Origin of the sequence: Mariniflexile maritimum, from assembly GCF_009746565.1 — a bacterium.
Taxonomy (GTDB): domain Bacteria; phylum Bacteroidota; class Bacteroidia; order Flavobacteriales; family Flavobacteriaceae; genus Mariniflexile; species Mariniflexile maritimum.
The window spans coordinates 209,026-234,573 of sequence record NZ_WRPN01000004.1 but is presented as its reverse complement, the minus strand read 5'-3'; the positions used below and the strand labels follow the sequence as shown (position 1 = coordinate 234,573).

29 protein-coding genes are annotated in these 25,548 nt (G+C 36.7%); 11 read left to right on the top strand and 18 right to left on the bottom strand.

What is annotated here, in order from left to right; translation table 11 throughout:
* Positions 1-36: 36 nt before the first annotated feature.
* On the top strand, positions 37-642 hold the full coding sequence (locus tag GQO80_RS08150; protein ID WP_157207854.1) for a trimeric intracellular cation channel family protein: 606 nt from the start codon (positions 37-39) through the stop codon (positions 640-642).
* A 148-nt stretch (positions 643-790) separates the two neighbouring features.
* Here the strand turns inward: GQO80_RS08150 and GQO80_RS08145 are convergent, their stop codons facing one another.
* Positions 791-1,474, bottom strand: coding sequence for a peptidylprolyl isomerase (locus GQO80_RS08145; protein WP_317163230.1), 684 nt, complete (start codon positions 1,472-1,474; stop codon positions 791-793).
* A 38-nt stretch (positions 1,475-1,512) separates the two neighbouring features.
* Between GQO80_RS08145 and GQO80_RS08140 the strand changes: the two genes are divergently transcribed.
* Together GQO80_RS08140 and GQO80_RS08135 are read left to right on the top strand one after the other, a co-directional pair.
* A complete protein-coding gene (locus GQO80_RS08140) occupies positions 1,513-2,154 on the top strand; it encodes an NUDIX hydrolase (RefSeq protein ID WP_157207852.1) in 642 nt (213 codons plus the stop codon).
* 50 nt (positions 2,155-2,204) lie between these two features.
* Complete coding sequence (locus GQO80_RS08135) at positions 2,205-3,002, top strand: lysophospholipid acyltransferase family protein (RefSeq protein ID WP_157207851.1); 798 nt, start codon at positions 2,205-2,207, stop codon at positions 3,000-3,002.
* Positions 3,003-3,053: 51 nt separating this feature from the next.
* Here GQO80_RS08135 and GQO80_RS08130 read toward each other — a convergent pair whose 3' ends face one another.
* The 7 genes from GQO80_RS08130 to GQO80_RS08100 all read right to left on the bottom strand — a co-directional run bounded on the left by GQO80_RS08130 (position 3,054) and on the right by GQO80_RS08100 (position 7,637).
* Positions 3,054-3,281: a helix-turn-helix domain-containing protein gene (locus GQO80_RS08130; protein WP_157207850.1), complete on the bottom strand. Its 228-nt coding sequence runs from the start codon at positions 3,279-3,281 to the stop codon at positions 3,054-3,056.
* A gap of 3 nt (positions 3,282-3,284) precedes the next feature.
* Positions 3,285-3,821, bottom strand: a complete 537-nt coding sequence (locus tag GQO80_RS08125) for a DUF2975 domain-containing protein (RefSeq protein ID WP_157207849.1) — start codon at positions 3,819-3,821, stop codon at positions 3,285-3,287.
* A gap of 349 nt (positions 3,822-4,170) precedes the next feature.
* Positions 4,171-4,602, bottom strand: a complete 432-nt coding sequence (locus tag GQO80_RS08120; RefSeq protein ID WP_157207848.1) for a peptidase associated/transthyretin-like domain-containing protein — start codon at positions 4,600-4,602, stop codon at positions 4,171-4,173.
* A 520-nt stretch (positions 4,603-5,122) separates the two neighbouring features.
* The gene (locus tag GQO80_RS08115) at positions 5,123-5,476 is read right to left on the bottom strand and encodes a hypothetical protein (RefSeq protein WP_157207847.1); all 354 of its coding nucleotides are present in this window, start codon (positions 5,474-5,476) and stop codon (positions 5,123-5,125) included.
* A 74-nt stretch (positions 5,477-5,550) separates the two neighbouring features.
* Positions 5,551-5,799, bottom strand: coding sequence for a hypothetical protein (locus GQO80_RS08110; protein WP_157207846.1), 249 nt, complete (start codon positions 5,797-5,799; stop codon positions 5,551-5,553).
* 416 nt (positions 5,800-6,215) lie between these two features.
* Positions 6,216-7,016, bottom strand: coding sequence for a TIGR00266 family protein (locus tag GQO80_RS08105; protein ID WP_157207845.1), 801 nt, complete (start codon positions 7,014-7,016; stop codon positions 6,216-6,218).
* Between the two features lie 165 nt (positions 7,017-7,181).
* Positions 7,182-7,637, bottom strand: coding sequence for a DUF4442 domain-containing protein (locus GQO80_RS08100; RefSeq protein WP_157207844.1), 456 nt, complete (start codon positions 7,635-7,637; stop codon positions 7,182-7,184).
* A 146-nt stretch (positions 7,638-7,783) separates the two neighbouring features.
* Between GQO80_RS08100 and GQO80_RS08095 the strand changes: the two genes are divergently transcribed.
* From GQO80_RS08095 to GQO80_RS08075, 5 genes are all read left to right on the top strand, one after another.
* Positions 7,784-8,230 (top strand): DUF4870 domain-containing protein, encoded by a 447-nt coding sequence (locus tag GQO80_RS08095; protein WP_157207843.1) that lies wholly within the window; start codon positions 7,784-7,786, stop codon positions 8,228-8,230.
* Positions 8,231-8,467: 237 nt separating this feature from the next.
* On the top strand, positions 8,468-8,809 hold the full coding sequence (locus GQO80_RS08090; RefSeq protein WP_157207842.1) for a PadR family transcriptional regulator: 342 nt from the start codon (positions 8,468-8,470) through the stop codon (positions 8,807-8,809).
* Positions 8,806-10,596 carry a PspC domain-containing protein gene (locus GQO80_RS08085; protein WP_157207841.1) on the top strand — a complete coding sequence of 597 codons (1,791 nt, stop codon included), beginning with the start codon at positions 8,806-8,808 and terminating at the stop codon, positions 10,594-10,596. Before GQO80_RS08090 ends, GQO80_RS08085 begins: the two co-directional genes overlap by 4 nt.
* 105 nt (positions 10,597-10,701) lie before the next feature.
* The gene (locus GQO80_RS08080) at positions 10,702-11,430 is read left to right on the top strand and encodes a head GIN domain-containing protein (protein WP_157207840.1); all 729 of its coding nucleotides are present in this window, start codon (positions 10,702-10,704) and stop codon (positions 11,428-11,430) included.
* 97 nt (positions 11,431-11,527) lie between these two features.
* Positions 11,528-12,364 (top strand): GIN domain-containing protein, encoded by an 837-nt coding sequence (locus tag GQO80_RS08075; RefSeq protein ID WP_157207839.1) that lies wholly within the window; start codon positions 11,528-11,530, stop codon positions 12,362-12,364.
* Positions 12,365-12,390: 26 nt separating this feature from the next.
* Here the strand turns inward: GQO80_RS08075 and GQO80_RS08070 are convergent, their stop codons facing one another.
* The 6 genes from GQO80_RS08070 to GQO80_RS08045 all read right to left on the bottom strand — a co-directional run bounded on the left by GQO80_RS08070 (position 12,391) and on the right by GQO80_RS08045 (position 19,176).
* Positions 12,391-13,554 carry a sigma-54-dependent transcriptional regulator gene (locus GQO80_RS08070; RefSeq protein WP_157207838.1) on the bottom strand — a complete coding sequence of 388 codons (1,164 nt, stop codon included), beginning with the start codon at positions 13,552-13,554 and terminating at the stop codon, positions 12,391-12,393.
* A 67-nt stretch (positions 13,555-13,621) separates the two neighbouring features.
* Positions 13,622-14,560, bottom strand: a complete 939-nt coding sequence (locus GQO80_RS08065) for a mechanosensitive ion channel family protein (protein ID WP_157207837.1) — start codon at positions 14,558-14,560, stop codon at positions 13,622-13,624.
* A gap of 1 nt (position 14,561) precedes the next feature.
* Positions 14,562-15,866: an ABC transporter permease gene (locus GQO80_RS08060; RefSeq protein ID WP_157207836.1), complete on the bottom strand. Its 1,305-nt coding sequence runs from the start codon at positions 15,864-15,866 to the stop codon at positions 14,562-14,564.
* Between the two features lie 104 nt (positions 15,867-15,970).
* On the bottom strand, positions 15,971-16,897 hold the full coding sequence (locus tag GQO80_RS08055) for an ABC transporter ATP-binding protein (protein ID WP_157207835.1): 927 nt from the start codon (positions 16,895-16,897) through the stop codon (positions 15,971-15,973).
* 562 nt (positions 16,898-17,459) lie between these two features.
* Positions 17,460-18,572 carry a molecular chaperone DnaJ gene (gene dnaJ, locus GQO80_RS08050; protein ID WP_157207834.1) on the bottom strand — a complete coding sequence of 371 codons (1,113 nt, stop codon included), beginning with the start codon at positions 18,570-18,572 and terminating at the stop codon, positions 17,460-17,462.
* Between the two features lie 49 nt (positions 18,573-18,621).
* Positions 18,622-19,176, bottom strand: a complete 555-nt coding sequence (locus tag GQO80_RS08045) for a nucleotide exchange factor GrpE (RefSeq protein ID WP_157207833.1) — start codon at positions 19,174-19,176, stop codon at positions 18,622-18,624.
* 215 nt (positions 19,177-19,391) lie between these two features.
* On the opposite strand from GQO80_RS08045, the gene GQO80_RS08040 reads away from it, so the two are divergent.
* On the top strand, positions 19,392-20,981 hold the full coding sequence (locus GQO80_RS08040) for a phospholipase D family protein (RefSeq protein WP_157207832.1): 1,590 nt from the start codon (positions 19,392-19,394) through the stop codon (positions 20,979-20,981).
* Between the two features lie 62 nt (positions 20,982-21,043).
* Here the strand turns inward: GQO80_RS08040 and GQO80_RS08035 are convergent, their stop codons facing one another.
* The 3 genes from GQO80_RS08035 to GQO80_RS08025 form a co-directional block, all read right to left on the bottom strand.
* The gene (locus tag GQO80_RS08035) at positions 21,044-21,949 is read right to left on the bottom strand and encodes a TIGR01777 family oxidoreductase (RefSeq protein WP_157207831.1); all 906 of its coding nucleotides are present in this window, start codon (positions 21,947-21,949) and stop codon (positions 21,044-21,046) included.
* Positions 21,950-22,150: 201 nt separating this feature from the next.
* Positions 22,151-22,840, bottom strand: a complete 690-nt coding sequence (gene mnmD, locus GQO80_RS08030) for a tRNA (5-methylaminomethyl-2-thiouridine)(34)-methyltransferase MnmD (protein WP_157207830.1) — start codon at positions 22,838-22,840, stop codon at positions 22,151-22,153.
* Between the two features lie 2 nt (positions 22,841-22,842).
* Positions 22,843-23,328, bottom strand: coding sequence for a DUF4920 domain-containing protein (locus GQO80_RS08025; protein WP_157207829.1), 486 nt, complete (start codon positions 23,326-23,328; stop codon positions 22,843-22,845).
* Between the two features lie 95 nt (positions 23,329-23,423).
* Between GQO80_RS08025 and GQO80_RS08020 the strand changes: the two genes are divergently transcribed.
* On the top strand, positions 23,424-24,488 hold the full coding sequence (locus tag GQO80_RS08020; protein ID WP_157207828.1) for a branched-chain amino acid aminotransferase: 1,065 nt from the start codon (positions 23,424-23,426) through the stop codon (positions 24,486-24,488).
* A gap of 169 nt (positions 24,489-24,657) precedes the next feature.
* Here GQO80_RS08020 and GQO80_RS08015 read toward each other — a convergent pair whose 3' ends face one another.
* The gene (locus GQO80_RS08015) at positions 24,658-25,044 is read right to left on the bottom strand and encodes a pyrophosphohydrolase domain-containing protein (protein ID WP_157207827.1); all 387 of its coding nucleotides are present in this window, start codon (positions 25,042-25,044) and stop codon (positions 24,658-24,660) included.
* Positions 25,045-25,295: 251 nt separating this feature from the next.
* On the opposite strand from GQO80_RS08015, the gene GQO80_RS08010 reads away from it, so the two are divergent.
* Positions 25,296-25,478 (top strand): hypothetical protein, encoded by a 183-nt coding sequence (locus GQO80_RS08010; RefSeq protein WP_157207826.1) that lies wholly within the window; start codon positions 25,296-25,298, stop codon positions 25,476-25,478.
* The last annotated feature ends 70 nt before the right edge of the window (positions 25,479-25,548 follow it).

The window sequence follows — 25,548 nt, the reverse complement described above, 5'->3', positions numbered from 1 at the left end:
AGCAAGGCATTAGGTTTTTTAAATGAACAATAAAATATGTTTTTTCAAATTGTAGAGATATTAGGAACCTTTGCCTTTGCCATTTCGGGCGTGTTGGTAGCACTAGAAAAACGAATGGATGTTTTTGGGGTGCTCATTATTGCTTTTGTTACCTCGGTTGGTGGCGGAACGGTTAGAGACATCCTTATCGGTTTTACCCCCGTAACGTGGATGGTAAATATGATATACGTTTACGCTATTTTAGCAGCTACCGTTTTTGCCATTGTATTTAGAAAGCGCATTGATTATTTGCGAACCTCCTTATTTTTATTTGACACCATAGGCATCGGTTTATATACGGTTGTTGGGGTTGAAAAGGGGGTTGCCATAGGCTTGCACCCCATTATTTGCATATCTTTAGGCACCATAACGGCCTGTTTTGGGGGCGTGATACGCGATATTCTTTGCAATGAAATTCCTGTTATTTTTAGAAAGGAAGTGTATGCAACTGCCTGCATTGTGGGAGGAATTACCTATTTTTTACTTCGGAAACTGCCTATCGACAACAATGTTGTGTTTATAATTTCAGGATCGGTGGTAATTATAATACGCCTTATTGCTGTTAAATTTAAAATTAGCCTACCCAGTTTGTATAAAGATTGAAGAAAGTTTTTGATTTACGCTTTTTGAATTATGGACAAATAAAACTTTGGAACTTTAATTTTGATTTAAAAGTGTACCGTCCTGTATGCGAAACCCTGCAAAATCTACGGAAGTGAAGAAACAATCCATACGAATTAGGGACATTAAACTATTCCAAAATCTCCACGTTTCTTATATAGATGTTTTGCAAAGGCCAATCGGCATCATCGGTTTTAACGGCGGCAATCTTGTCAACCACGTCCATTCCGCTGGTAACCCTTCCAAAAATAGTGTAGTCTCCATCTAAAAAATGCGCTCCACCACGTTGTTGTACTATAAAAAACTCGTAGGGCGACGCTAGTTTATGGGGGTTATCAATATCGCTACTGGGCATTGATACAACGCCCCTATCGTGTTTAAAGCCCCGTTTTGTGTCTGGTGGCAATAAATATTTACCAATATAACCTCGCTTTTTGGCCGTTACCTTATCGTCGCCGCTTCCGGCCTGAACCATAAAATTATTGATAACGCGGTAAAACTGGGTACCATTAAAATACTTTTGCTTGGTTAAAAATATAAAGTTTGAACGGTGGAACTTGGTTTCGTTAAAAAGTAAAATATCGATGGTTCCAAAATCGGTAGTAATGCGTACCTTGTTTTCTTTATGCTTCTTGTCGTATTCCAGAAAAAATTCCATGACGTTTTTTGAATTTAGCCTGGGAAACGGCCTTGTTAAACTGTCCGAATCGGCATCAGTCAATTTATTCGTATCCACAACAGAATCAACAATCACTTTAGACGTTTCAACCTTATTTTTAGTATTGGATTTCTTATCTTCACAATTCAGAAACAAACAACAAACAATTAAAAGAAGCATTACGCGCATAACTAATGGATTTCGATGAATTTTTAATTTCAATTTCAAAAATAAAGAATATACCGCTACCAGCCCAAGCATCTCAATTTAAAATGGTGCCCCCATTTCGGCAAGAATTGTTAAAAAAACAGGAAGAAGCCATAAAACGGGCAAAAAAAGCAGGGGTTCTGGCATTGTTCTACCCCGATAAAAATTGGAAAACGCATTTTATTTTGATATTGCGGAATACTTACAATGGCGTTCATTCGGCACAAATTGGGTTTCCAGGTGGCAAAGTTGAAGAACAAGATGCCTCGTTGGAAGCTACTGCCCTTCGGGAAACCTTTGAAGAGATTGGTGTACCTAAAAACGCCATGGAAGTAGTGCGGAAATTAAGTGAAGTTTACATACCACCCAGCAATTTTTATGTGCAGCCCTTCATGGCCATTACAACCCAAACACCCCATTTCATTAAACAGGACCATGAAGTTGAAGCCATTATTGAAGTGCCCCTAACGCATTTTTTTGACGATACCAACGTTATCTCACAAAAAGTGCGCACTTCGTATAGTGTTGAAGTTGAAGTGCCTGCGTTCCATTTAAACAATTTTGTGGTTTGGGGCGCTACGGCCATGATGCTAAGCGAGATTAAAGACTTGTTAAAACAAGCTATCTAGTTATTTGTTTTATTACATTTGTAGCTACCAACTAATTTGAAGATTGATTTATGGGATTGTTTAAACGAAATCCATTCGGGCATATATTATTTATAAAAAAGTGGCTCATCAGAATTTTGGGCGTGCTTACGCACAGGCGTTTTCGTGGTTTTAACGAGCTACATATTGAAGGTTCGGAATTTATTAAAAACCTTCCCGATAAGAATGTGCTCTTTATTTCCAACCACCAAACGTATTTTGCCGATGTGGTGGCCATGTTCCATGTATTTAATGCCAGTTTAAGTGGGCGAACCGATTCTATAAAAAATGTGGGCTACCTTTGGAACCCCAAATTGAACATCTATTACGTGGCAGCCAAGGAAACCATGAAAGCGGGCCTATTGCCAAAAATATTGGCCTACGTGGGTTCTATTAGTATTGAAAGAACGTGGCGCGCCGAAGGACAAGATGTAAACCGGCAGGTGAAAATGAGCGATATTTCAAATATTGGAAAAGCGTTGGATGATGGTTGGGTAATTACCTTTCCGCAGGGTACCACAACGCCCTTTAAACCTATCAGGAAAGGAACGGCGCACATTATAAAACGCTACAAACCCGTGGTAGTGCCTATTGTTATTGATGGTTTTAGGCGTTCGTTCGACAAAAAAGGCCTGCGCATTAAAAAGAAAAACATTCTTCAAAGCATTGAAATAAAAGAACCGCTGGTTATAGATTACGATAACGAAACCACCGATGAGATTGTTACACGCATTGAATATGCCATTGAGCAGCACCCATCGTTTTTAAAAGTTATTACACAAAAAGAACTGGAGGCACAGGAAGCCTTGAACAAATTACGGGAGTGGTGATGGGTGTGAAAAACTTGACTCTTTTCTGTATTACGAGACACGTTATGCCTGTTAGCTAGTCGTTGGTTTTTCTACGTCGCTAGCATATTCTAAAATGTCACCTGGTTGGCACTCCAATACGTTACAAATGGTCTCCAATGTGCTAAATCTAATGGCCTTTGCTTTTCCCGTCTTTAAAATGGAAAGATTTGATAAGGTCAATCCAACTTTTTCAGAAAGTTCGTTCAGGGACATTTTCCGCTTTGCCATCATTACATCTAAATTTACAATGATTGCCATAGCCTATACCGTTAAATCATTTTCATTTTGAATGTCCACTCCCTTTTTGAAAATAGTCGCAATAATATAAATTACAGCACCCATTACAATAAAGGCTTGACTGTCTGCCCAAAATTGGTTCAAGTTGTTGGTATCAAAACCGTAATACATTAAACTTTTGGCCACCTGTTTGGCAACATAACTTAACAGCCCGATTGAAATTGTGTAATAGCTAATTTGCAAAATTTGGTTAGAAACAAAAGTGTTGAACGGCTTTGTTAAATCCATTTTGTGCATTAACCTGATAACTATGTAAAATAGCACAGCTTTCAAAATTGAAATTAACAGAATAAAGCTATAGATACCTAAAAAAGCCATTTTGCTATATTTATACATTTCAGATAAGTCTAATTTTTGATAAAGATTTTGGACAAATTCAGGTTTGAACAGACTAAAAAAGAAATTTACCACTAAACCACCGGCTTCAATGGACAAGCCAATAAAAATGAGCCAAGCAATAATATATAAGCCCCAAAATACGAAGTTGTTTGTTTTTGCCATAATTGATAAATTACAAATTGATGTTTCAAAAATAAAAAAAATTTATTGATAAACAATAAAAAAATAATTTAATTCAAAATATATTTTTCAATTATTAATAAATCTGTTATGAATTTTTGATTATCTAAGATTTGGTATCGTGTATAGGATACCAAATATGGGGAGGCGTTTTTTTGGAATGAAGACTATCTGATTTTAAGTACTTACACAATACCAACCAATGTTCTGGTATATGAAAAGCAGCAAATTTATACGTGCCAATTTTTGGTTTTAAATATAGATAGCAGAAAAAACCAAACTTTTGGATAAACTCGTAAAAAATATTATGAATGTGTATGGTTTGTATTTGCTAATTAATTCCTTCACAATTAATTAAGGGCCTATCATCTTCCGTAAGATAAAAATCAATTTTAATTTCACTTTCATTAGTTATATTAATAAATTTTGTTTGAATTGTTTTATAACCAATAGAAACTACTTCAACAAATAAATAATTATCTTTAAAATCGTTTTTTATTAATATGGAATATTCTCCATTTTGTGAATTTTTTATTTTGTTACACCCTATGGATAAGTAAACATTATCTAAAGGTTTGTTGTTCATAACATCAGAGACTTTACCTGAAATTTTTAAATAGGAAGCTTTGATATTGGACTTTACTATTTTCATTTTATAACCACCTTTATTATATGTTGGAATTAATTCTTCCTTGATAGAAGAGCATCCATTTAACAGTAATAAATAGATAAAAAATATTAAAATTTGTTTAAATGATTTCATGTTTATAATATATTAACAACCCGCATTTTTACCTTTTTGTGTGGTAAAAATGTTTGTTCGGTTAGTGTGTTTATTTTTAGGAAAAAGTTGCTTTTTTTGAATGTGACGATTTTCAGTAGGAAAATTGGAAGCAGGCAAACAGGGCAACAAACTAAGCACAAGCCTAAAGTAGCAATTTTTTTAATTCGGTGTTGGCTTTTAGTGCTTTTTTCTGTCAGTTTTTTGTCAGTAATACATATTAAAATCAGTTGTTTTAAATCTGCTTTCAGGAAGCTAATGGAAGTCTATGAAACAGCGTAAAGATTGGCTAAAATTAGATTTCCCAAATTAAAAATTCACCGGAAACATTGGTTTTGGAACGGACTTTTCAGCATTAAAGGTAACCTGTTGGAATATGAAAATGGAGCAGATTTATACGTGTCAATTTTCGGTTTAGGAAAAAGATAGCATAAAAGAAGCAAACTCTTGGTTTAGCCTTTAACTGCTATTTTTTATATACCGTGTTGTAGGCAGTATTTTATTAATAAATCACTTCTACTTTTCTGTCAGTCGTAATTTCTTTAAATACCATTCCAGAAAATCTTTTCTTCAAAATTTCATTTTTTAATCTTTCCGAAGCATAGTAGCCTCCCGCTGGAGTATTAATAATTCTAAACATGTCGTCTTTAGAATTATTTAGGATCAATACAATTTTTTTGTGTTTAAGCCATAGATTATCTTCTTTTAAAATTTCAAAACAACTTAGATAATTTTCATAGTCGGTTATTTTTATATTCTTTCCTATTAAAGTATAATCTTTTAGAGAACCGATATAAAATTCACTTTTAGCAAAATCAATGTAGTCTGTTTGTTTTGTTTCGGTTAAATAAAACAAACTGTAGTCTTGAATAAAAGCTTTTTATATTCTATTTTAATTGGCCATTTTTGATAGTGTCCTATATTAAATTTTTAAAAAAATTCTATAAAATGATTTTGTACCACGAGAAATTTTGATGGTATCATCACTACGTCCAACATAGTTGTTAAGTTTGCTTTATCTTGTAATTTTGGTATTGGCAATTCGAAATCAAAATCTATTTTTCCTTCAAAGGGCATAAAATCTTTTTGAATATCTCCAAAGTAACCACTTATACTTTGGAGAGAGATTCCAATTTCATTTCTGTTAGCACCAATTGTTGTTAGCTTATAGTATTTCATTTATTTACGGATAACTAATTAAATTTGAAATTTGCCCTATATTCATATTTTGATTTGCTTCTATAAGTTGCCGTATATGATTTGTTAGACCATTTAAGAAATTAAAAGCATCATCATAGCTATTGATATTTGGAGCATTTTGAATAAGTATATCACGTACAGTATCGCTATATCCACCAATAGAATTATGACCTGTTAAGTGGTTTGTCTATTACTCATGCCCACAACTACAAAACAACAATAAATTTATTACCCTCTAAAAACGGTAATAGCTCTAGCCTGCAATTATTTTTTTTGAATCTATAAAAAAAGTATTTCCCAAGGTGGGAACATCTTCTGTTTCAAATTTTATAAACTTTGATTAATAGTGGTGAATTAAAATATTTTTTAACAAAAAGCACCATTTTTACCAAAATCTAAAACCGATTATCGCCATCTAAAATATTACCAAGTCCACCTAAAATACTGCCTTCCCCTTTTTGCTTGCCACCGCCTTGTGGTGCCGATGCCAATACGCGACCTGCCAATCGGCTAAAAGGTAATGATTGAATATAAACGGTTCCCGGACCTTGCAATTTGGCAAAAAACAGACCTTCACCACCAAAAACAGTATTTTTAATACCGCCCACAAACTCGATGTCATAATCTATTTCTTGGGTAAAGCCAACAATACAACCGGTATCAACACGCAAGGTTTCACCACGTTGTAATATTTTTTTAGCCATAGTGCCCCCTGCATGCACAAACGCCATACCATCGCCCTCCAACTTTTGCATAATGAATCCTTCGCCGCCAAAAAGTCCGCGACCCAGTTTTCTTGAAAACTCAATGCCAACGCTTAACCCTTTAGCGGCACACAAAAAAGCGTCTTTTTGACAAATAAATTTACCGCCAAACTCGGTTAAATCGACAGGGATTATTTTTCCGGGATAGGGCGATGCGAACGATACGTTGCGCTTACCGGAAAGCGTATTGTAAAACGCGGTCATAAACAAACTTTCTCCGGTTAGAATGCGTTTGCCAGCACCCAAAATCTTTCCCAGTAAACCAGAATCGTTTTGCGAGCCATCGCCAAAAATAGTTTCCATTTTAATGCCATCGTCCATCATCATAAAACTGCCCGCTTCTGCCACAACGCCTTCTTGAGGGTCGAGTTCAATTTCTACATATTGCATTTCTTCGCCGTAAATTCTATAATCAATTTCGTGTGCTGTCATTTTTTTATTTTTTTGTTGATTTGTTGATTTGTTAAATCGTTGAATTGTTAAATCGTTGAATTGTTTATTTGTAGTATTGTTTATGCATTTGTTACATTTTTTGTTAGTTGTTAAGGTGTTTGTTGTTGCGTTGTAAAACAGCTAAACGACTTAACAACATACAACTTAACCCTTAAATTTAATGCTCCATTCAAAAACAAAGGTTGAAACCTCAACACCTGCTTCATTAATGCCGATTGATTTCATTTGTACGGTTTGCCCCTCGCCTGTTTCGTTGGTTTTTTTAAGTGCCTTATCAATTAAATGGCCATCGTTGCATGTAAACGTAATGCGTCCGGTTGCTTTTTTTGAAAAAGTGGCCGTATTGGAAGTTACCAACATAGACACTCGTTTGCCAGAATCCTTAATTTTTGCAATCATCAAGGCGCCTGTTGAAAACTCGGCAGCCATTCCTTGAACCGCCCAAAACATGGAGTTAAAGGGGTTTTGGTTTATCCATCGGTGTTTTACGGTTACTACACATTTAGTGCCGTCAATATATTTGGTACGCACACCACAAAGAAATGCAGAAGGCAATTTAAAAATGGTGAATGTATTTAGTTTTGCAGGAGTTAAAGTCATTATAAACTTTTAAAATTTTCACTAAGTTAAGAAAATAATCAGCATCCGTAATTGTTAATTTTATGTTAAATTATGGTACTATGCGTAACATAATACCTGTTTTAAGACATATATTTGCATAAGAAACTATTATATGTTTTAAAATCATGCTAGACACACACCAAAAAAACATCGCCACATTTATTCATCTATCAACCTTTAGCAGGTTTATCATTCCGTTTGGAAATTTTTTAGGCCCCATTATTTTATGGGTGGCGAACAAGGACAAATCGGAGTTTGTAGATGCCCATGGCAAGCAAATAATCAATTTCCAAATAAGCATTTTGCTCTATAGCATCATTATTGGGATGCTTACGGTACCGTTTTTCATTTTCAAATTGTTTAGCGGTATGGACTTTATCGATTTTAATGGGTTTCACGATTTGCACATCAACATTGGCAAGCCTTCAACATTATTATATATTGGTGGCGGTTTGGGTGTATTGGCGGTTGTTGCCTTTATTATTGAACTTATTTTAATAGTTAATGCCAGTTTAAAGGCAAGAGACGGAAACTATTATAAATATCCTTTTACTATAAATTTTTTAAAATAAACTTATGGCCGGCACGAAACTTACATGGAAGGCACCACTGCGTTAGGGATTGAAGCGGAAAGCCCACAGCGACCCCGACGTTTTAGGGGGCGCGAGGACTTGCAGCGTAAAGCCCGACCAGTTCCTGAACTTGTTTCAGGATAAAGGTAACGCCAAAAAAAATAAAAATTTCATCAATACAATCATCAAATCAATCAAAAAAATGAACAGTTTCACATTATTAAAACGCTTAAGAACATGAAGATAGAAAACACAAAAGCACAAATGCGCAAAGGGGTTTTGGAATTCTGCATTCTATCGGTACTAAAAGACGAGGATGCCTATGTTGCAGAAATTTTAGACACCTTAAAAGACGCCAAACTGCTTGTAGTAGAAGGTACTATTTACCCGCTACTAACACGATTAAAAAACGTGGGCCTTTTAAATTACCGCTGGGAAGAATCGACCTCGGGGCCGCCACGAAAATATTACGGTTTAACAGAAACGGGAAAGCTTTTTTTAAAAGAACTTGACACCACCTGGACCGAATTGCAAAATGCTGTAAATATAGTAACCAAACAAAAAAATCCATCAAAATGAATAAAACAGTCAACATAAATTTAGCAGGCACTTTTTTCCATATTGACGAAGATGCCTATTTAAAACTGCAACGCTATCTTGAGGCCATAAAACGTTCGTTTACAGACTCTCAGGGCAGAACCGAAATACTTGCCGATATTGAGGCGCGTATTGCCGAACTTTTTAACGAGCGTGTACAAAACGACAAACAGGTAATTAGGCTGAAGGAAGTGGACGATGTGATTTCCATCATGGGGCAACCGGAAGATTATTTGGTTGATGACGAGATTTTTGAGGATGAAGAGCCTCACGCCACTTTCCAAAGAAAAACAACCACATCCAAAAAACTGTTTAGAGATACCGAGAACTCGTACATTGGTGGTGTAGCCTCTGGCTTGGGCCATTATTTTGGCATCGATACCATTTGGATACGATTGGTATGGATATTATTAATTTTTGGTATGGGAACGGGCATTTTACTGTACATCCTACTCTGGATTTTGGTGCCCGAAGCCAAAACAACGGCCGAAAAGATAATGATGACGGGCGAACCGGTTACCATTAGCAACATTGAAAAAAAAATAAAGGACGGGTTTGAAACGGTTTCTGAGACCGTAACGGGTGTTGCAAAAAACGTTTCGGAATCGGTATCAAATGCCGCAAAAAACGTCGATTTTAAAAAACAAGGCAATTCCATAAAATCGACCTCCAAGAACTTTTTCGATACCATCGCGGATATTATCATGTTTTTCTTTAAAGTATTTGCGAAGTTTATAGGCATTATATTGATTATAGTTGGTGCTTCTGCCCTTATTGCTTTAATTATTGGTTGGTTTTCTGTGGGTATCGCCAATGTTTTGCACATCCCGGGCATAGAATTTTTAAATGTTGCCAATGCAGGCAATACCCCCATTTGGTTTGCATCGTTGCTGGTGTTTTTAGCGTTTGGCATCCCGTTCTTTTTTCTGTTTTATTTGGGCCTGAAAATTCTTATAAACAACTTAAAATCAATAGGAAGCATTGCAAAATTTACCTTATTGGGCTTATGGCTGTTTGCCATTATAGGTTTAAGCGTTATTGGTATTAGGGAAGCTAGCGAACATGCCTTTAACGAAAGTTACATTGAAAAAACAGGCCTGAACGTTACCAAAACCGATACGTTAAACATAAAAATGCTTGGTAACGACAATTACCGTGACGACTATTACAGAGGCAACAACTTTAAATTGGCCTATAATGACCAAGGAAAAAAGGTGATTTATGCATCGGACATTGAAATAATCGTAAAGCCCACGACCGATTCTATTGCCACTATTGCCATAGAAAAAAGTGCCGATGGAAGGGATTATGAAAAAGCTAGGGAACGCGCCAAAAACATCAATTATAAATTTGAGATTAAAAACAAAACGCTGGTACTGGACTCTTATTTTACTACAAATCCTGAAAACAAATTTATCGATCAGGAACTAAACATCACCCTTTATTTGCCCATTGGCTGTGTGGTTAATTTTAACAACAACACCAAGGATTTTTTAAATTTCGATACCTACGATGATAACATTGTAGCTTCAAGACACGCAAATCACTACCTAAAAATTGCCGAGGATAGCGTGTTATGTGATGATTGTACCGAAGATGAATTTGAAGTGGATATTGACACGCCAAACGTAAACATTAACGAAAACGGTATTGAAATTAAAAGCGGCAACAATAACCTAAAAATTGATGAAAACGGCATTAAAGCCGAATCAAAAAAAGTAAAAGTAAATATGGATGCCAATGGCATTAACATAAAATCGGAAAAATAACAATTCATCATTAAAAAAATACAGTTCAGGTATTTATGTTTCTCATCAAAACCATAATAAAGGATATTTGAACTATAAAAACCATCAATCAAAAAACGAACAATTATGACAACCTTAGTAAAAATTATTGTAACCACCTTAATCAGTTTAAGCTTGTTTTCGTGTAATTTCAACATGGACATAAATCCTGGCGTTAATGGAAATGGCACTGTAACAACACAAAGCCGAAGCCTAGACCAACCTTTTTCGGCCATTAAAGCTTCGCAAGGTTTGGATGTTTTTTTAACACCTAGTGAAACAGAGCACGTTACTGTGGAAGCCGACGAAAATTTACAAAGCATCATTGTTACCGAAGTTGTTGATGGCGTATTAAAAATTCACACCAAAGAAAACATAGGCTATAGTAAATCCAAAAAGGTGATGGTGCATTTTAAGGCCATCGCCAACATTGTAGCATCTAGCGGTAGCCATGTGCAATCAACCAAAACCATCACTGCGCAAAACCTTGAGCTTGAAACCTCTAGTGGTAGCAATTTGACTTTACATGTAAATACGAATACACTTACCTGTAAAGCGCCGAGCGGCAGCGACTTGAACATATCAGGAAAAACCAACCAACTTATTGCCAAAGCCTCCAGCGGAAGCGATATAAAAGCGGCCGACTTAACAGCCGAAGCAGGAAACGTTAAAGCCAGCAGTGGTGCAGACGTTACCGTTACTGCCACCAAAGAACTTATAGCAAAAGCAAGCAGCGGTGCCGACATAAAATACTATGGAAACCCCGAAAAAGTAGATATGAATGATAGCGCGTCGGGTACCATCAAACAGAAATAAACCTACTACCAAACAATTTGCAAACCATCTTAAAAGAACAATAAGTTTTAGGATGGTTTTTTCTTATATTTGTTTTTCAACAACTTTCATTAAATCAATGATTAGGCTAATTAACTCCCTATTAATCTCAACACTATTTTGTGTTACTTTACAAGCACAAACCCCAGAAAAGGTAAGGGGCAATAAAAAGGTAACCGTGCAACAAACCCAAATTGATGCCTTCCATACCATTGTTGTAAACGACGATTTTGAAATTGACATTATTTACAACCAAACCCCTTCCGTAACCATTGAAACCGATGAAAACCTGCACGAATTTATTAGTTTTAATGTGAATGCGGGCGTGCTAACCTTTCATAAAACGGCACGAATTACCTCAAAAAAAGCATTGCATATTACCGTTAACTACGATGCCAGTTTAGCCAATATAAAAGTGGCCGATAAAGGCGAAATTACCTCGTTAACAACAATGGAACTGGCAAACACCATAGTAATTACCGAAGGTTCAGCAAGAGCGGGATTAACATTGAAAACAGGAAAATTTGAATTTCAAGGAAACGGAAAATCGAAAGTGAGACTGAATATCACGAGCGATACCTCAAAACTAAACTTGAGCGAGAACTGCAAAATGGAAGCCTTAATTTACAGTTTGAAAACCCATGCCGATCTATACCAACGTGCCATCGCCATTATTGAAGGTGAAACCAATGAATTGAATGTAAGAACCGATAATTATTCATTATTTAACGGCAGAAACTTTACCGCAAAAACCTGCCAATCCATAAACGAAATGTCTAGCGATGCCTATTTAGAGGTTGTGGATACCCTTACCATGGAAGCATCTGGAAACAGCAGTGTTTATTTGTACAATAACCCTAAAATTATTGTAAACAGACTTGAAAATACGGCGAAAATTCAAAAAAAGGAAAAATAATCAATCTTGTTTTTTGCCTCCTAACGCTATTTACTGGCAAAAAGTTTCACATCCTGCTCGCTAACCTCTTGGCCACCCAGAATAATCAAACGTTCCACCACGTTCCTAAGTTCTCGAATATTGCCGGTCCAATCGTATTCTTGAAGCAATTTTATGGCTTTATCTGTAAATACTTTTTTGGCATTGCCCTGTTCCATCGCTATTTTTTCGGCAAAATGATTTACCAACAATGGAATATCGTCGCGTCTTTCGTTTAAGGAAGGTACTTGAATTAAAATCACAGCCAAACGGTGGTACAAATCTTCGCGAAACCTTCCTTCGGCAATCTCTTTTTTTAAATCCTTATTGGTGGCGGCCACCACGCGCACATTTACTTTTATGTCCTTATCGCTTCCTACGCGCTGGATACGGCTTTCCTGCAACGCCCTGAGCACCTTGGCCTGCGCCGATAGGCTCATATCGCCAATTTCATCTAAAAAGATAGTGCCTTCGTTGGCCGCTTCAAATTTACCTGCCCTATCTTTTACCGCACTTGTAAACGCACCTTTTACATGCCCAAACAATTCACTTTCAATAAGTTCACTGGGTATGGCGGCGCAATTAACCTCAATTAACGGGTTATTGGCGCGCTCGCTTTTTTCATGCAACCAATGGGCAACCAGCTCTTTTCCAGTACCATTGGCACCGGTAATGAGCACACGGGCATCGGTTTTCGCTACTTTTTCAATAATATCTTTTATGTGTGTTATGGCATTGCTGTTGCCTATCATTTCAAAATTCTTGCTTACTTTCTTCTTAAGCAGTTTGTTTTCAACCACCAGTTCTTTCCTATCGAGCGCATTGCGAACGGTATTGAGCAGTCGGTTTAAATCGGGTGGCTTGGAAATGTAATCGAAAGCGCCCAAACGCATGGTATTTACGGCGGTATCTAAATCGCCATGACCCGAAATCATCACAACCGGTATATCGTGTTTCAGTTTTTTTGTAGCTTCCAACACTTCAACGCCATCCATTTTAGGCATTTTTATATCGCAAAGCACCAAATCGAAATCATCTTGCTTTATTTTTTCCAAACCAATAAGGCCATCTTCTGCTTCTTCAACTTGGTAAGTATCATTTTCTTCCGAAAGGATTTTAACAAGTACGCGCCTAATGGCGGCCTCATCTTCTATTATAAGTATTTTTGGCATTTTTTATATTTTAGAAATAAATGAAAGGATACAACCCTTCGTTCACTTTTTATTAATTAATTGAAACTCAGTCTTTGCCCAATTCCGCATTAAATCCTGATGGTTTAAAACTTAGATTAATACGATCATCCTGCGTTTGGACGATGCGAATATCGCGCTGCGGAAACGGAATGTTGATGTTGTGTTCCCTAAACAGCCTATCTATTTCGAACCTCAAATCACTTTTTATGGCATTGGCGTTAAAACTATCCAGCAAGGTAAAAACCACCTTGAAATCGAGGGAGCTTTCGCCAAAATTGGTAAAGCGCACCGAAATATCGTCTTTTTGCAATACATCTGGAATGGATGCCGCCGCTTGTATCAGTAACTTTTTTACCAATTGCACATCACTACCGTATGCCACACCTACTTCTACACTTTCGCGGGTATCTGCGCCATTTTGGGTCCAGTTATATAAACTGTTCTCTAAATATAAATGGTTAGGAATTACCAACATCTTGTTATCTATGGTTACGGCCCTGGTGGTGCGCAATTTTATTTCAACAACCCTACCCACTTTTCCTTCCAGTTCAATAATATCGCCCACATGTACGGTTTGGTCCATAAGTATAAAAACCCCCGAAATAATATCCTTGAACAAGGTTTGAAGTGCCAAACCAATACCAATCATAAAAGCTGCAGAAGCTGCAAGTACAGAGGTTACATCGACACCAAGCGCATTAAGCGTGAACAGTAAAATAAGCAAATAGACCAGCCACCTAAAGTATCCGTAAACCACGTTAAACTTGCCTTTATCATCTTCGGGAAGTTTTCTTGTGAGAATACGCAAAACGAGCCTTAAGATTAAGGTGGTAATAAAAATAACGGTGATTACGATAATGACATCCTTAACCGAAATGCTAATATTATCGGTAATATCAACATGATTGTTTAGAAAAGCACTAATGTCTTTCCACAACGAACTTCGCTCAACTACTTTTTCAACCTTTTCTAATTCCTGGTTCATTTTAATATTTTATCCATTTCATCAATTCTTTGTAGCTTGGTTTTTTCCCGTACATTAAAATACCCACGCGGTAAATTTTTGCTGCAAACCACACCGTGAACATAAAAGTACCAATTAAAATGGCCAACGACAACAATTGCTGCCACAAAGGCACACCAAACGGTATGCGCATAAGCATGACCACGGGCGATGTTAAAGGTAAAAATGAAAAAACCAACGATACCGTTCCGTGTGGATCTTCAATAACCGTGAAAAAACCAATGTAAACCGCCAGCATAAGGGGCATGATAATGGGCAACATAAACTGTTGGGTATCGGTTTCGTTATCAACTGCAGCACCTATGGCAGCATAAAACGAACTATAAAGCAAGTAACCGCTAACAAAAAACAGAATAAAGGCGATGACCAGATTTGTTAACGGCAAGTTGTAAAAGGCCGTTACCACATCTTGAACTTGCATGCCCAATTCGGGGTTTGCCATGGCTTGATTGACCAATTCCTGTTGGGGCGTTTGTGTTTCTACACCAAAAACAACCGACAAAATGGTTATTAAAAGACCGCCAATAAATATCCAGATGATGAATTGGGTGATGCCCGCAAGCGAGGTTCCAATAATTTTTCCCAACATTAACTGAATGGGTTTTACCGATGAAATGATGACCTCGATGATACGGCTGGTTTTTTCCTCAATCACGCTGCGCATGATCATATTACCATAAATAATGATGAACATAAACAGTAAATATCCTGCTGCACCACCAAAAAAGAGTTTCATTATGCTGTCCATTTTCGAGCTTTTTTCACCCGTAAAACTTTCCTGCGAGATGGTTACCTGTACTTTCGAGGCGTTTATCATACCAACATTCACCCCATTTTGCTGAAGTTTTATATCGGTAAGCTTGTGCTCCACTTGGGTTTCCAAATCGGATATCAATGAGAGTGAGGGCGATTCTTCCGAATAAAACTTGATATGGGTTGAAACGGCATCAACATCTTTTAATTCTTCAACATACAGCAAACCCGAAGCATTGGTTTCTTTTACCAACCGTTTTGCATCGGTTAAGGACATATTGGACAGCAGGTTGTATGAGGTATGTTCGGTATTTTTAAAAACATCTTTTACCAACCCTGATTGGTCCAAAACGGCAATGGTGCGTACTTTATCATTGTTTAATGCCGATAGATAAGCCACTAGTGAGATGAGCGCAATCATAATAATCGGGCTCAAAATGGTCATTACAATAAACGATTTGTTTCTTACCTTGGTTAAATACTCTCGTTTAATTATAAGTGGTAAATGGTTCATTGGTTGTTAGATTGCTAGATTTTTAGATTGTTAGATTTTTAGGAAAATTGGTGATTTTTTTTAGGTTTGAACTATATAATTTATAACCACTCACTTTTTTGTTTTTAATTATTTTTTACGGTCTCTATAAAAATATCGTTGACGCTTGGTATCAATTCCACAAAGTGCGACACTTCGCCTTTGGTTGTTAGAAAGCTGAGTAAATCGTTGGGTTTGCTGCCATTTGATAGTTTTATGTTAAGTTTCAATTCATCTTCCAAGGTTTTAAAGTTAGCGACCGAAACTTCAAATTTTTGTGAAAGTTCGCGTTGCAACGCCTCATTATCGAAGGTTTTTATGCCCACCTCGAAGGTGTTTATTTTGTATTGGCGCTTGATATCGACCAACTTGCCATCAAGAATTTTGTTCGATTTATGGATTAGCGCAATATCGTCGCACAATTCCTCGACCGATTCCATGCGGTGGGTAGAAAAAATAACCGTGGCACCGTTTTCGCGCAAGCGTAAAATTTCATCCTTGATTAAATTGGCGTTTATGGGGTCGAAGCCCGAGAAAGGCTCATCAAATATGAGCAGTTTTGGTTGGTGCAAAACGGTAACCACAAACTGTATTTTTTGTGCCATCCCTTTGGATAGTTCCTGAATTTTCTTGTTCCACCAATCGCCAATTTCCAAACGCTCGAACCAATACGCTAAGCGTTCCTTTGCTTCGGCCTTGGTTAAGCCTTTTAACTGCGCCAAATAAAGGGCCTGTTCGCCCACTTTCATGGTTTTGTACAAACCGCGCTCTTCGGGCAAGTAGCCAATATCCTTAATATGCGCTGGGTTTAGCAAGTCGCCATCTAAACGTACCGTACCCGAATCGGGCATGGTAATTTGGTTTATTATACGGATTAAGGTTGTTTTACCTGCGCCATTTGGCCCTAATAATCCAAAAATACTGCCTTTTGGAACGGTAATGGACGCGTTATTTAATGCTTTAAAGTTTCCAAAACTTTTAGAAACTTGGTTAACTTCCAATAAGTTACTCATTTAGTTATTTTCAATTGACTAGTAGTTTGTAAATATATTAAATGTTGAGCGAGATGTTTGGTGCTTTATGCATAATTTAAGATTTTATCTTTTGAAAAGCTGGTATGAAATTCGATTTTCGTGTGAGGTTGGCGCGCAAAGGCACTAAACGCAAAGATGGAAAATAAATACAAAAAAATACATTTTAAAAGTTGCCACGAATTCACGAATGTTTTCAATATTACCAACGGTGTTTTTTTTCGGCTTAGGCCTTAGCGGTTTTACGTGATAATATTTTCAATTTCAAAAAACACAAATATTCGCTTATCATACTTAAATATAATTAGATACAAAAATAGTGTTTTAAAAAGGCACTTTAAGGCTTTAGGGGCTTTATAAAAAACAAAACCCACCCTTAAAAAAGATTAAGGATGGGAAAAAAATTGCTATGAAAAAGAAAAATTATCACTAAAGAAATTAGTGATATTCAAATATATGCTTTTTTTTTCTAAAAATTAGTAAAAGCTTGAAGGAACTTTTAAAAAAATAATCGATTGCTTAAAATTCCTTTTAGGTCTTTATATTATGAAAACATATCCTTTACTTTTTCAAAAAACGACTTATCGCTGCTATCTGGTTTAGGCTGAAAATGCTCGTCGTTTTGCATGGTCTCAAAAAAATCGCGCTGTTGTTTGCTCAAGGTTTTAGGTGTCCAAACGTTTACATGCACCAACAAATCCCCTTTGCCATAACCATTGATGCTGGGTATTCCTTTTCCGCGCAAGCGCAAAATTTTACCCGATTGTACGCCGGCTTCAACCTTTATGCGCACTTTGCCCGTTACGGTATCAATTTCCTTTGAGGTTCCTAAAACCGCATCAGGGTAACTTATATACAAATCGTAATGTAAATTATCGCCCTCGCGCTGTAATTTATCGTGCTGTTCTTCTTCAATAACCACAATAATATCGCCTGCAATACCGTTTCCGGGCGCTTCATTCCCTTTGCCCGAAACTTTAAGTTGCATGCCATCAACAACGCCTGGTGGAATTTTTATAGATACGGTTTCATCAGAAACTATCAACCCTTGCGCATCGGCATCGGCAGGTTTTTTATCAATAGTTTGGCCTGCACCGCCGCACACATTACAAGGTGCCGATGTTTGCATCCTGCCCAAAATGGTATTGGTTATGCGCGTTACTTGCCCAGAGCCGTGGCAGGTAGAACAGGTTTTATAGCTGGTGCCCGGTGCCTGTACTTTGCGTTTTACTTTTATTTTTTTCTCGACGCCGTTGGCAATTTCCTCTAAAGTTAGTTTTACGCGAATGCGCAAGTTGCTACCCTTAACCCGACGCTGACCGCCACCGCCAAAACCAGAGAAACCGCCACCAAAGCCACCGCCAAAAATATCGCCAAATTGACTGAATATATCTTCCATATTCATGCCGCCGCCGCCAAAACCGCCACCGCCTTCAAAAGCCTGATGCCCAAATTGGTCGTAACGTGCTTTTTTATCGGCATTGCTTAGCACCTCATATGCTTCGGCCGCTTCCTTAAACTTAGCCTCGGCCTCTTTGTTGTTGGGGTTTTTATCGGGGTGGTATTCAATGGCCTTTTTTCTGTAGGCCTTTTTTATTTCGGCAGAAGTAGCGCCTTTGCTAATGCCCAATATGTCGTAATAATCTCTTTTAGCCATAGGTATGGAAGGTTGGTTTGGTTAAAAAGAACCTTTAAATTAATATGTGTTATTGCCCGAAAATCACTTTTGGGAAACGAATGATTTTATCTCCCAGTTTGTAGCCTTTTTCAATTACATCGATAATTTTTCCTTTTAAATCGTCGGTGGGTGCCGGTATTTGTGTAATAGCTTCGTGGCTATCGGCATTAAACGTATCGCCCTTTTCAACAAGTATCACCTTGAGGCCTTTTTGCTCTAGGGCACTTACCAATTTATTATAAATTAACAACACGCCCTTGCGCAGGGTTTCGGCTTCCTTATCATTGTCAATATGGCTTAGGGCACGCTCAAAATCGTCGAGAATGGGCAATAAACTTTTCATCACGTCTTCACTGGCGGTTGAAAACAGTTCGATTCGCTCTTTGGCGGTACGACGTTTATAGTTTTCAAATTCGGCAAATAGGCGTAAAAATTTATCTTTTTCTTGTTTCAAGGCTTCTTGAAGTTTGTCCTCAACTGTTTGTTCCTCAACAATTTGCTCTTCATTATTTTCAGCAGCTTCATTTTGCATGGCCTCCAAAAATTCGTTTTCTATTTCGTTTGGTTTTTCCTTTTTACTCATAGCTGTATGTCCAATTTTTATACAAATACACAAATTGGTTGGCAAAAGTACTGCCAATATTGTGAAAATGCCATAATGTCATTAAAAAAATTGGTGTGAATTTATAAAACAATTGATTTTGCGGAAAAAAATATGGAAATTTGTTTAACTTTTGATATGGATATTATAAGGATTTTATAGATTTTTGTTTGGATAAAATATACCTCAAAACCACCATGAAAACTGAATTTATAGGACACGGTTTAAACAATAAATCTAAAACAGTGCATTATTATCTGAGAGAATCTTTTTTGGATGATAATTATAATTCTTTTATTGGTTTTTCTGCGTATACAAAAAAGGCTGGACTTGATTTGATTTCTAAAGAATTATTAGAAGCAAAAGCTAGGTACAAAAGCCTCACTCTGTATCTTGGGATTGCAGATAGAGGGACATCAAAAGAAGCATTGGAGTTTTTAATAGCAAATGATATTAAAACATTTACTTATCGTTCTGATAGCAACTATATATTTCATCCGAAGATTTTCTTTTTTGACGGAGAATTTGAGAAAAGAATGATAATTGGTTCTTCAAATCTTACAAAAGCAGGTCTGACAATAAATGGAAATATTGAAGCATCTGTTCTACTGGATTATTCAAAATCAGATAATAGTGGTTTAAAATTGCAAAGACAATACTTTGAATATTTTGATGAAATCTTAAACAAGAAAATTAATCAAGTTGAATTATTAACATCAGAATTACTTGTAAGTTTTGTTGAGAAAGGAATCGTTGTTGAAGAGTTTCTAACTTTTGAAAATGAAAATTCAAAAAACAAAAGAAGTGATAAAAAAGGACGGACTAAGCAAGAGATAGAAGAATTAAAAGAAAAAATTAAACAGCAGAACAAAGGGAAGAAAGGTGAAAAATCTAAATTTAGTATAACTTCTAAATATCTTGATACATGGGATGAAATGTTCGAGTTATTTAAAGAATTCAAAAAGAATAATAATGGGAATGTTACAATACCAAGAGATTATCCAATAAAAGCATTATATAGATGGTATCAGCTACAAAAGATATTTTTTGCTGACGATTCGATTGATGCCGAATATATATTAAAGTATGAGCATATTGGAAAATTATTGGACCAGGACTTCTTTTTTGATGATGCTCACGAGTTATTACAGCAAAATATTGAGGATGAATGGTTAAGTATTCTTTCAGACGCATTAAATGATTCAAGTGAGAGAGAAAAAATTCAAGTAAATCATAGATATAAATTTAATGGTTATCGTTTAGGGACGTGGCTTGTAGGAGTTAATCAAGCAACAAAAGGGAAAAAGCCTAAGCAGCGAAAAATTGACCTTAGACTAAAAATTGAAGAATTGGGATTTGATTTTACAAGAACCAGTAGAAAGCCAGAACATACTGTAGAAAGATTTATTGAGCAATTACTAAATGATAAAAATCCAATTAAAGTTGAATATCAAAAAACATTTAACCGACAAATGCTAAAACGTAAAGCAAAAATTTCTGACGAATTAAAACAAGAAATTAATGCAGCTTGGGAACTTCAATTCAACGAAATTAGAAGTTGGGATAATATTCCCAGAGCAAAAGACCGTACAGAAGAATGGAAAGAATTTAGATACAATAAAACTATAAATCCTGAAGGTAAATGGATTACTGGTGAATCGACAATGGGAAAACTGTATAATTGGGTCTATCATAAACGAAATGATAAAAGGAAAATGGATTTAGTTATTGACAAATTCACCGAAACAGAACTAAATGAATTAAGGATTGAAGGATTTCCAATATGAAAAAACATGAACAATATGGAGCCATATGCATGCTTCATTACTTCAATCAACCAAAAATCCCATCACCCCAACAAATCCTCAAGCGCAGGCTGCAATGTGTAGTATTCAAAGTAAAAACCTGCATCTTCAATTTTTTTGGAGCTTACGCGCTGACTTTCAAATAAAATAGTGTGCATGTCGCCTAAAATAAGTTTCATAAAAAACTTGGGGATATTTGGCAAAAACAATGGTTTTTTTAAAACCGCAGCGATGGTTTTTGTAAGTTCTTGGTTGGTTACGGGGTTGGGTGCTACCCCGTTGTAAACACCGGGTAATTTATGCTGCAATACATGTAAAAAGATATTTGATAAATCGTTAATATGTATCCACGATTGCCATTGTTTTCCACTACCAAAAGCTGCCCCTAAGCCAAATTTTATGGGTTTTGCCATTTCTGCTAGTGCCCCTCCTTTGGTTGAAAGCACCAAACCAATCCTGATTTTGGAAACTGTTATGCCTAATTTTGAAAAGGCGTCCACTTCGTGCTCCCAAACGTTTACTACTTCGCTTAAAAATGAGGTGTTGGCGGGTTTAAAAGTTTCGTCGTAATAATTTACCAACGAATCGGGGTAAACTCCAATAGCACTGGCCGATATAATCTGTTGTATGTTATGGGTTTCGCCCTTTAATGCATTTACCAAAAGCTGTGTTGTTGATTTTCGGCTGTTTAAAATTTCCTTTTTATAAGCCGGCGTCCAACGATTTGATATGCTGGCACCTGCTAAATGGATAATGGCATCAACTTCATTAAAACAAGCGGTGTCAAGTTCCTGTTTTTTTGGGTTCCAATAAAACCCTTGATAATTGGCTGTGTTGGTTATTTTCGATTTGCTTGTTGTTAGATAATTAACCGCAATATTGCTGTGCAAACAGCGTTTTACAAGTTCCTGCCCTATTAATCCTGTTGCTCCCGTAATCAAAACCTTCATAAATCAATTTTTATTTAAAGTTACGAAATGAGCCTACCATGCACCAAGAATTTATGGTAGGTTTAACAGAATCAATTAACAATGGAAAGATAACGATGAATATTTATACTGTTTTTAGCATAAAAGAAACAAAAGTATTTGGGTGAACCACCAAACGCAGTAATCTATTCATTTTTTCGCGCATTTGGCTCACGCCCAAGGTTACGTTTCTTTTAAAGCACGCAGCATTTCACGTTTACCGGGTGGCCCGGGAAGTTTTTCAACGGTAAAACCAACGGCTTGCATCGCTCTGCGAACGCTTCCTTTGGCCGCATAGGTTACCAAAACACCATGTTCCTTTAGGGCATCGAACATTTTTTTAAAGATGGTTTCCGTCCATAATTCGGGTTGCACACGTGCACCAAAAGCATCAAAATAAATAATGTTATAAACTTCCTTTTCATTGATTTCAATAAAGAAACGGTTCTGTTTCGTTAATGAAAAATACTTGCTGATGGCATGTGGTTCTTCCCATAAAACTTCGTGCATGGTTTTAAAAAGCGGTGCGTGTTTTTTCGCTTCCAATTGCTTCGGATAATTAAGTTGCAACACTTCCTTCATGGCAACAGGATAGCCTTCTACCCCAAAATAATCAATTTGCGATTGTAATTTTTCGGCTTCCAACAAGGTTATAAAGGCATTTAAACCGGTGCCAAAGCCTATTTCTAAAATAGTTGTTTTTTCATTGGAACCCCGAACAGGTTTAGAATTAAAAAAATGGTGCAGCCCGTGCTTTATAAACACATGGTAAGCCTCTTGTATGGCGCCATGTTTAGAATGGTACTGTTCATCCCACTCAGGTAAATGGATGGTTGAAGAACCATCGGCCGTGGTAATAATTTGACGCTCCAAACTTATTGCGCTAGCAAAACCCCATCGGCTTCAAAAGACAGGGTGCGTTTGGGCTTGGTTATGCTGGCAATTTCCTCGGCCGATTTTCCAGCATCCTCGGCATAGTGCCGCTGTTCATCAACCGAAACTTCCTCAATAAAAGCCTTTCCGTTTACAATAACGGTTTTACCTGCAATGTCTTTGGGCATAAAAAAACCATAATCCTTAAGTTTCACCATCACTTCATGGCCATCTTCCAAATCCAATCGCATCCAACAGCCTTTTGCTTGACATACACTGTTTACTTTTGCTGTCATTTTGGTGTTGATACTATCGCCTAACCGCATGGTTTTGTAATGCGACGCCATGGAAGCTGCTTGAATGGCATCATCCTTAATAATGGTTTTTCCAAACGATTTATATACAATTTCGTCGGTTTGCGCTTCTGCCTTATGTTTGCAGGAATTTAGCAAAAAAACACAAATACATGCGAATAATACATTCTTCATATCAAAAAAATTAAATTTTATAAGATTTGTTGTAAATATAATACTTTTTTAAGAACGATTTTACTTAAATTTGTAACATAAAAATAACGGCATTTATGAACACTGCAACGACTGATATCGCGATTACAAAAGCAAAAACCTCTAAAATAACAGAGGTTGATTTTGACAACTTAACATTTGGAAAGGTATTTTCGGACCACATGCTTGTATGCGATTACAAAGATGGCTCATGGCAGGCACCAAAAGTAGTCCCTTACCAACCCATTAGCTTGGACCCTTCGGCGAAAATTTTCCATTATGGGCAGTCGGTGTTTGAAGGCATGAAAGCCTATAAGGATGCCAATGATGACGTTTGGTTATTTAGGCCGTTAGAAAACTTCAAACGTTTAAATATTTCATCTAAACGTTTAGCAATACCAGAATTGCCAGAAAGCTATTTTATGGATGGTTTAAAAACGTTGTTGGAAGTTGATAAAAACTGGATTCCTACAAAAGCAGGCAGTTCACTATATATTCGTCCGTTTATATTTGCCTCTGGGAAAGGCTTTCATGCATCGCCCGCCGATGAGTATAAATTTATTATTTGTACAGCGCCATCGGGTGCCTATTTTTCGGGCAAGGTGAAGGTTTTAATTGAAGAAACCTATTCGCGTTCTGCCAATGGAGGCGTGGGTTTTGCAAAAGCGGGCGGCAATTATGCAGGTCAATTTTACCCAACGCAATTGGCTGTTGCCAAAGGTTACCAACAAGTAATTTGGACCGATGACACCAACCACGAGTTTATCGAGGAAGCGGGTGCCATGAATATTTTTATTAGAATAAACGATACCCTGCTAACGGGGCCCACCAGCGACCGTATTTTAGATGGTATTACCCGAAAAAGCATTATCGACATTGCAAAGGCAGAAGGCATTCCTGTTGAAGTTAGAAAAATAACCGTAAGCGAAGTGGTTGAAGCTGCCAAAAACGGTAGTTTAAAAGAAATGTTTGGTGCTGGAACCGCAGCAGTTGTTTCGCCCATCTCTGGCTTTGGCTATCAAGGTGTGGATTACGATTTACCCGAACTTACCGAAACCTATGCCGATAAATTGAAGAAAATAATTACCGATATACAAACAAACAAATCTGAAGATCCTTTTGGATGGCGGGTTAAGTTGTAATTTTTTCCTTAAGCTTTCATAAAAGGAAAAAATAACTGATAATCTAAAAAAATAGAGCCTGTCTAAAACCGTCATTGCGAGGTACGAAGCAATCCGTTTTAAATTATTACTATAGGATTGCTTCCTGCATTGCAATGACTTAAAACAGACTTTTGAGGTAGCCTTATTTTTATTTCTTCAAAATGGATTCTATATTTGGTTTAAAGTAATTGGGGCCTTTTAATACTTTGCCGTCTTCACGATAAATAGGCTCACCGTTTTCGCCCAATTTGCTCATGTTACTGCGCTGTATTTCATCAAATACTTCTTCAATTTTGTACTGCATGCCATGCTCAATAATGGTACCACATAAAATGTAAAGCATATCGCCCAGGGCATCGGCAACCTCAACTAAATCGTTATTATTGGCCGCTTCTAGGTATTCTTCGTTTTCCTCTTTCATCAAGTTAAAACGCAGGATGTTCTTTTCTTTGCCTAAATCGGCTTTGGGCGTTTCGCTGTGCCCTAATTTGAACGCCGTATGGAATGCTTTTACGGCTTCTATTTTGTTTTTCATGTGTTTATAATAGTTGTTTTTTATTGGTCACATGGTGCTTCCATTTAATCATTCCGTTGGGTATCGAAATTTAGTCATGGAAGTTTCATGTGCTTATATTATTTGCTTTTTAACTGCTACATGCTTTTGCTATAAAACATTTGATTTGCTAATAAAATGTTTAGCATGCGCGTTTTATAAATATTATTTTGTCCTTTCCGCGAAGGTAGGAATCTCATCATTATTAATTAAATTTGCATAAAAATAGTTATATGTTCAGCAACGGTCAAATCATTTTCGGGGTTTTATTTTTTATTGTCTTCGCCATCGTTATTGCTTACACCTACCGAAAGGATTTTAAACTGCACAAACGCTTCTACTCGGGCAGTATTTGGGTTTTAGTTGCCTTTATCGCTTTTATTTTATGTATTGCGGCCATTAAGTTTTTGGCATAACAATAATTTTACATTGATTTTTTTATGTTGTTAAAATTTCACAAAATTTTTACGCAACCTTTTTAAATCT

Excerpts from the sequence above, each read along its gene's own strand:
- GQO80_RS08150 (WP_157207854.1), top strand. The coding sequence starts at position 37 with ATGTTTTTTCAAATTGTAGAGATATTAGGAACCTTTGCCTTTGCCATT.
- GQO80_RS08140 (WP_157207852.1), top strand. The coding sequence starts at position 1,513 with ATGGATTTCGATGAATTTTTAATTTCAATTTCAAAAATAAAGAATATA.
- GQO80_RS08135 (WP_157207851.1), top strand. The coding sequence starts at position 2,205 with ATGGGATTGTTTAAACGAAATCCATTCGGGCATATATTATTTATAAAA.
- GQO80_RS08130 (WP_157207850.1), bottom strand. The coding sequence starts at position 3,281 with ATGGCAATCATTGTAAATTTAGATGTAATGATGGCAAAGCGGAAAATG.
- GQO80_RS08125 (WP_157207849.1), bottom strand. The coding sequence starts at position 3,821 with ATGGCAAAAACAAACAACTTCGTATTTTGGGGCTTATATATTATTGCT.
- GQO80_RS08120 (WP_157207848.1), bottom strand. The coding sequence starts at position 4,602 with ATGAAATCATTTAAACAAATTTTAATATTTTTTATCTATTTATTACTG.
- GQO80_RS08110 (WP_157207846.1), bottom strand. The coding sequence starts at position 5,799 with ATGAAATACTATAAGCTAACAACAATTGGTGCTAACAGAAATGAAATT.
- GQO80_RS08105 (WP_157207845.1), bottom strand. The coding sequence starts at position 7,016 with ATGACAGCACACGAAATTGATTATAGAATTTACGGCGAAGAAATGCAA.
- GQO80_RS08100 (WP_157207844.1), bottom strand. The coding sequence starts at position 7,637 with ATGACTTTAACTCCTGCAAAACTAAATACATTCACCATTTTTAAATTG.
- GQO80_RS08095 (WP_157207843.1), top strand. The coding sequence starts at position 7,784 with ATGCTAGACACACACCAAAAAAACATCGCCACATTTATTCATCTATCA.
- GQO80_RS08090 (WP_157207842.1), top strand. The coding sequence starts at position 8,468 with ATGAAGATAGAAAACACAAAAGCACAAATGCGCAAAGGGGTTTTGGAA.
- GQO80_RS08085 (WP_157207841.1), top strand. The coding sequence starts at position 8,806 with ATGAATAAAACAGTCAACATAAATTTAGCAGGCACTTTTTTCCATATT.
- GQO80_RS08080 (WP_157207840.1), top strand. The coding sequence starts at position 10,702 with ATGACAACCTTAGTAAAAATTATTGTAACCACCTTAATCAGTTTAAGC.
- GQO80_RS08075 (WP_157207839.1), top strand. The coding sequence starts at position 11,528 with ATGATTAGGCTAATTAACTCCCTATTAATCTCAACACTATTTTGTGTT.
- GQO80_RS08070 (WP_157207838.1), bottom strand. The coding sequence starts at position 13,554 with ATGCCAAAAATACTTATAATAGAAGATGAGGCCGCCATTAGGCGCGTA.
- GQO80_RS08065 (WP_157207837.1), bottom strand. The coding sequence starts at position 14,560 with ATGAACCAGGAATTAGAAAAGGTTGAAAAAGTAGTTGAGCGAAGTTCG.
- GQO80_RS08060 (WP_157207836.1), bottom strand. The coding sequence starts at position 15,866 with ATGAACCATTTACCACTTATAATTAAACGAGAGTATTTAACCAAGGTA.
- GQO80_RS08055 (WP_157207835.1), bottom strand. The coding sequence starts at position 16,897 with ATGAGTAACTTATTGGAAGTTAACCAAGTTTCTAAAAGTTTTGGAAAC.
- dnaJ (WP_157207834.1), bottom strand. The coding sequence starts at position 18,572 with ATGGCTAAAAGAGATTATTACGACATATTGGGCATTAGCAAAGGCGCT.
- GQO80_RS08045 (WP_157207833.1), bottom strand. The coding sequence starts at position 19,176 with ATGAGTAAAAAGGAAAAACCAAACGAAATAGAAAACGAATTTTTGGAG.
- GQO80_RS08040 (WP_157207832.1), top strand. The coding sequence starts at position 19,392 with ATGAAAACTGAATTTATAGGACACGGTTTAAACAATAAATCTAAAACA.
- GQO80_RS08035 (WP_157207831.1), bottom strand. The coding sequence starts at position 21,949 with ATGAAGGTTTTGATTACGGGAGCAACAGGATTAATAGGGCAGGAACTT.
- GQO80_RS08025 (WP_157207829.1), bottom strand. The coding sequence starts at position 23,328 with ATGAAGAATGTATTATTCGCATGTATTTGTGTTTTTTTGCTAAATTCC.
- GQO80_RS08020 (WP_157207828.1), top strand. The coding sequence starts at position 23,424 with ATGAACACTGCAACGACTGATATCGCGATTACAAAAGCAAAAACCTCT.
- GQO80_RS08015 (WP_157207827.1), bottom strand. The coding sequence starts at position 25,044 with ATGAAAAACAAAATAGAAGCCGTAAAAGCATTCCATACGGCGTTCAAA.
- GQO80_RS08010 (WP_157207826.1), top strand. The coding sequence starts at position 25,296 with ATGTTCAGCAACGGTCAAATCATTTTCGGGGTTTTATTTTTTATTGTC.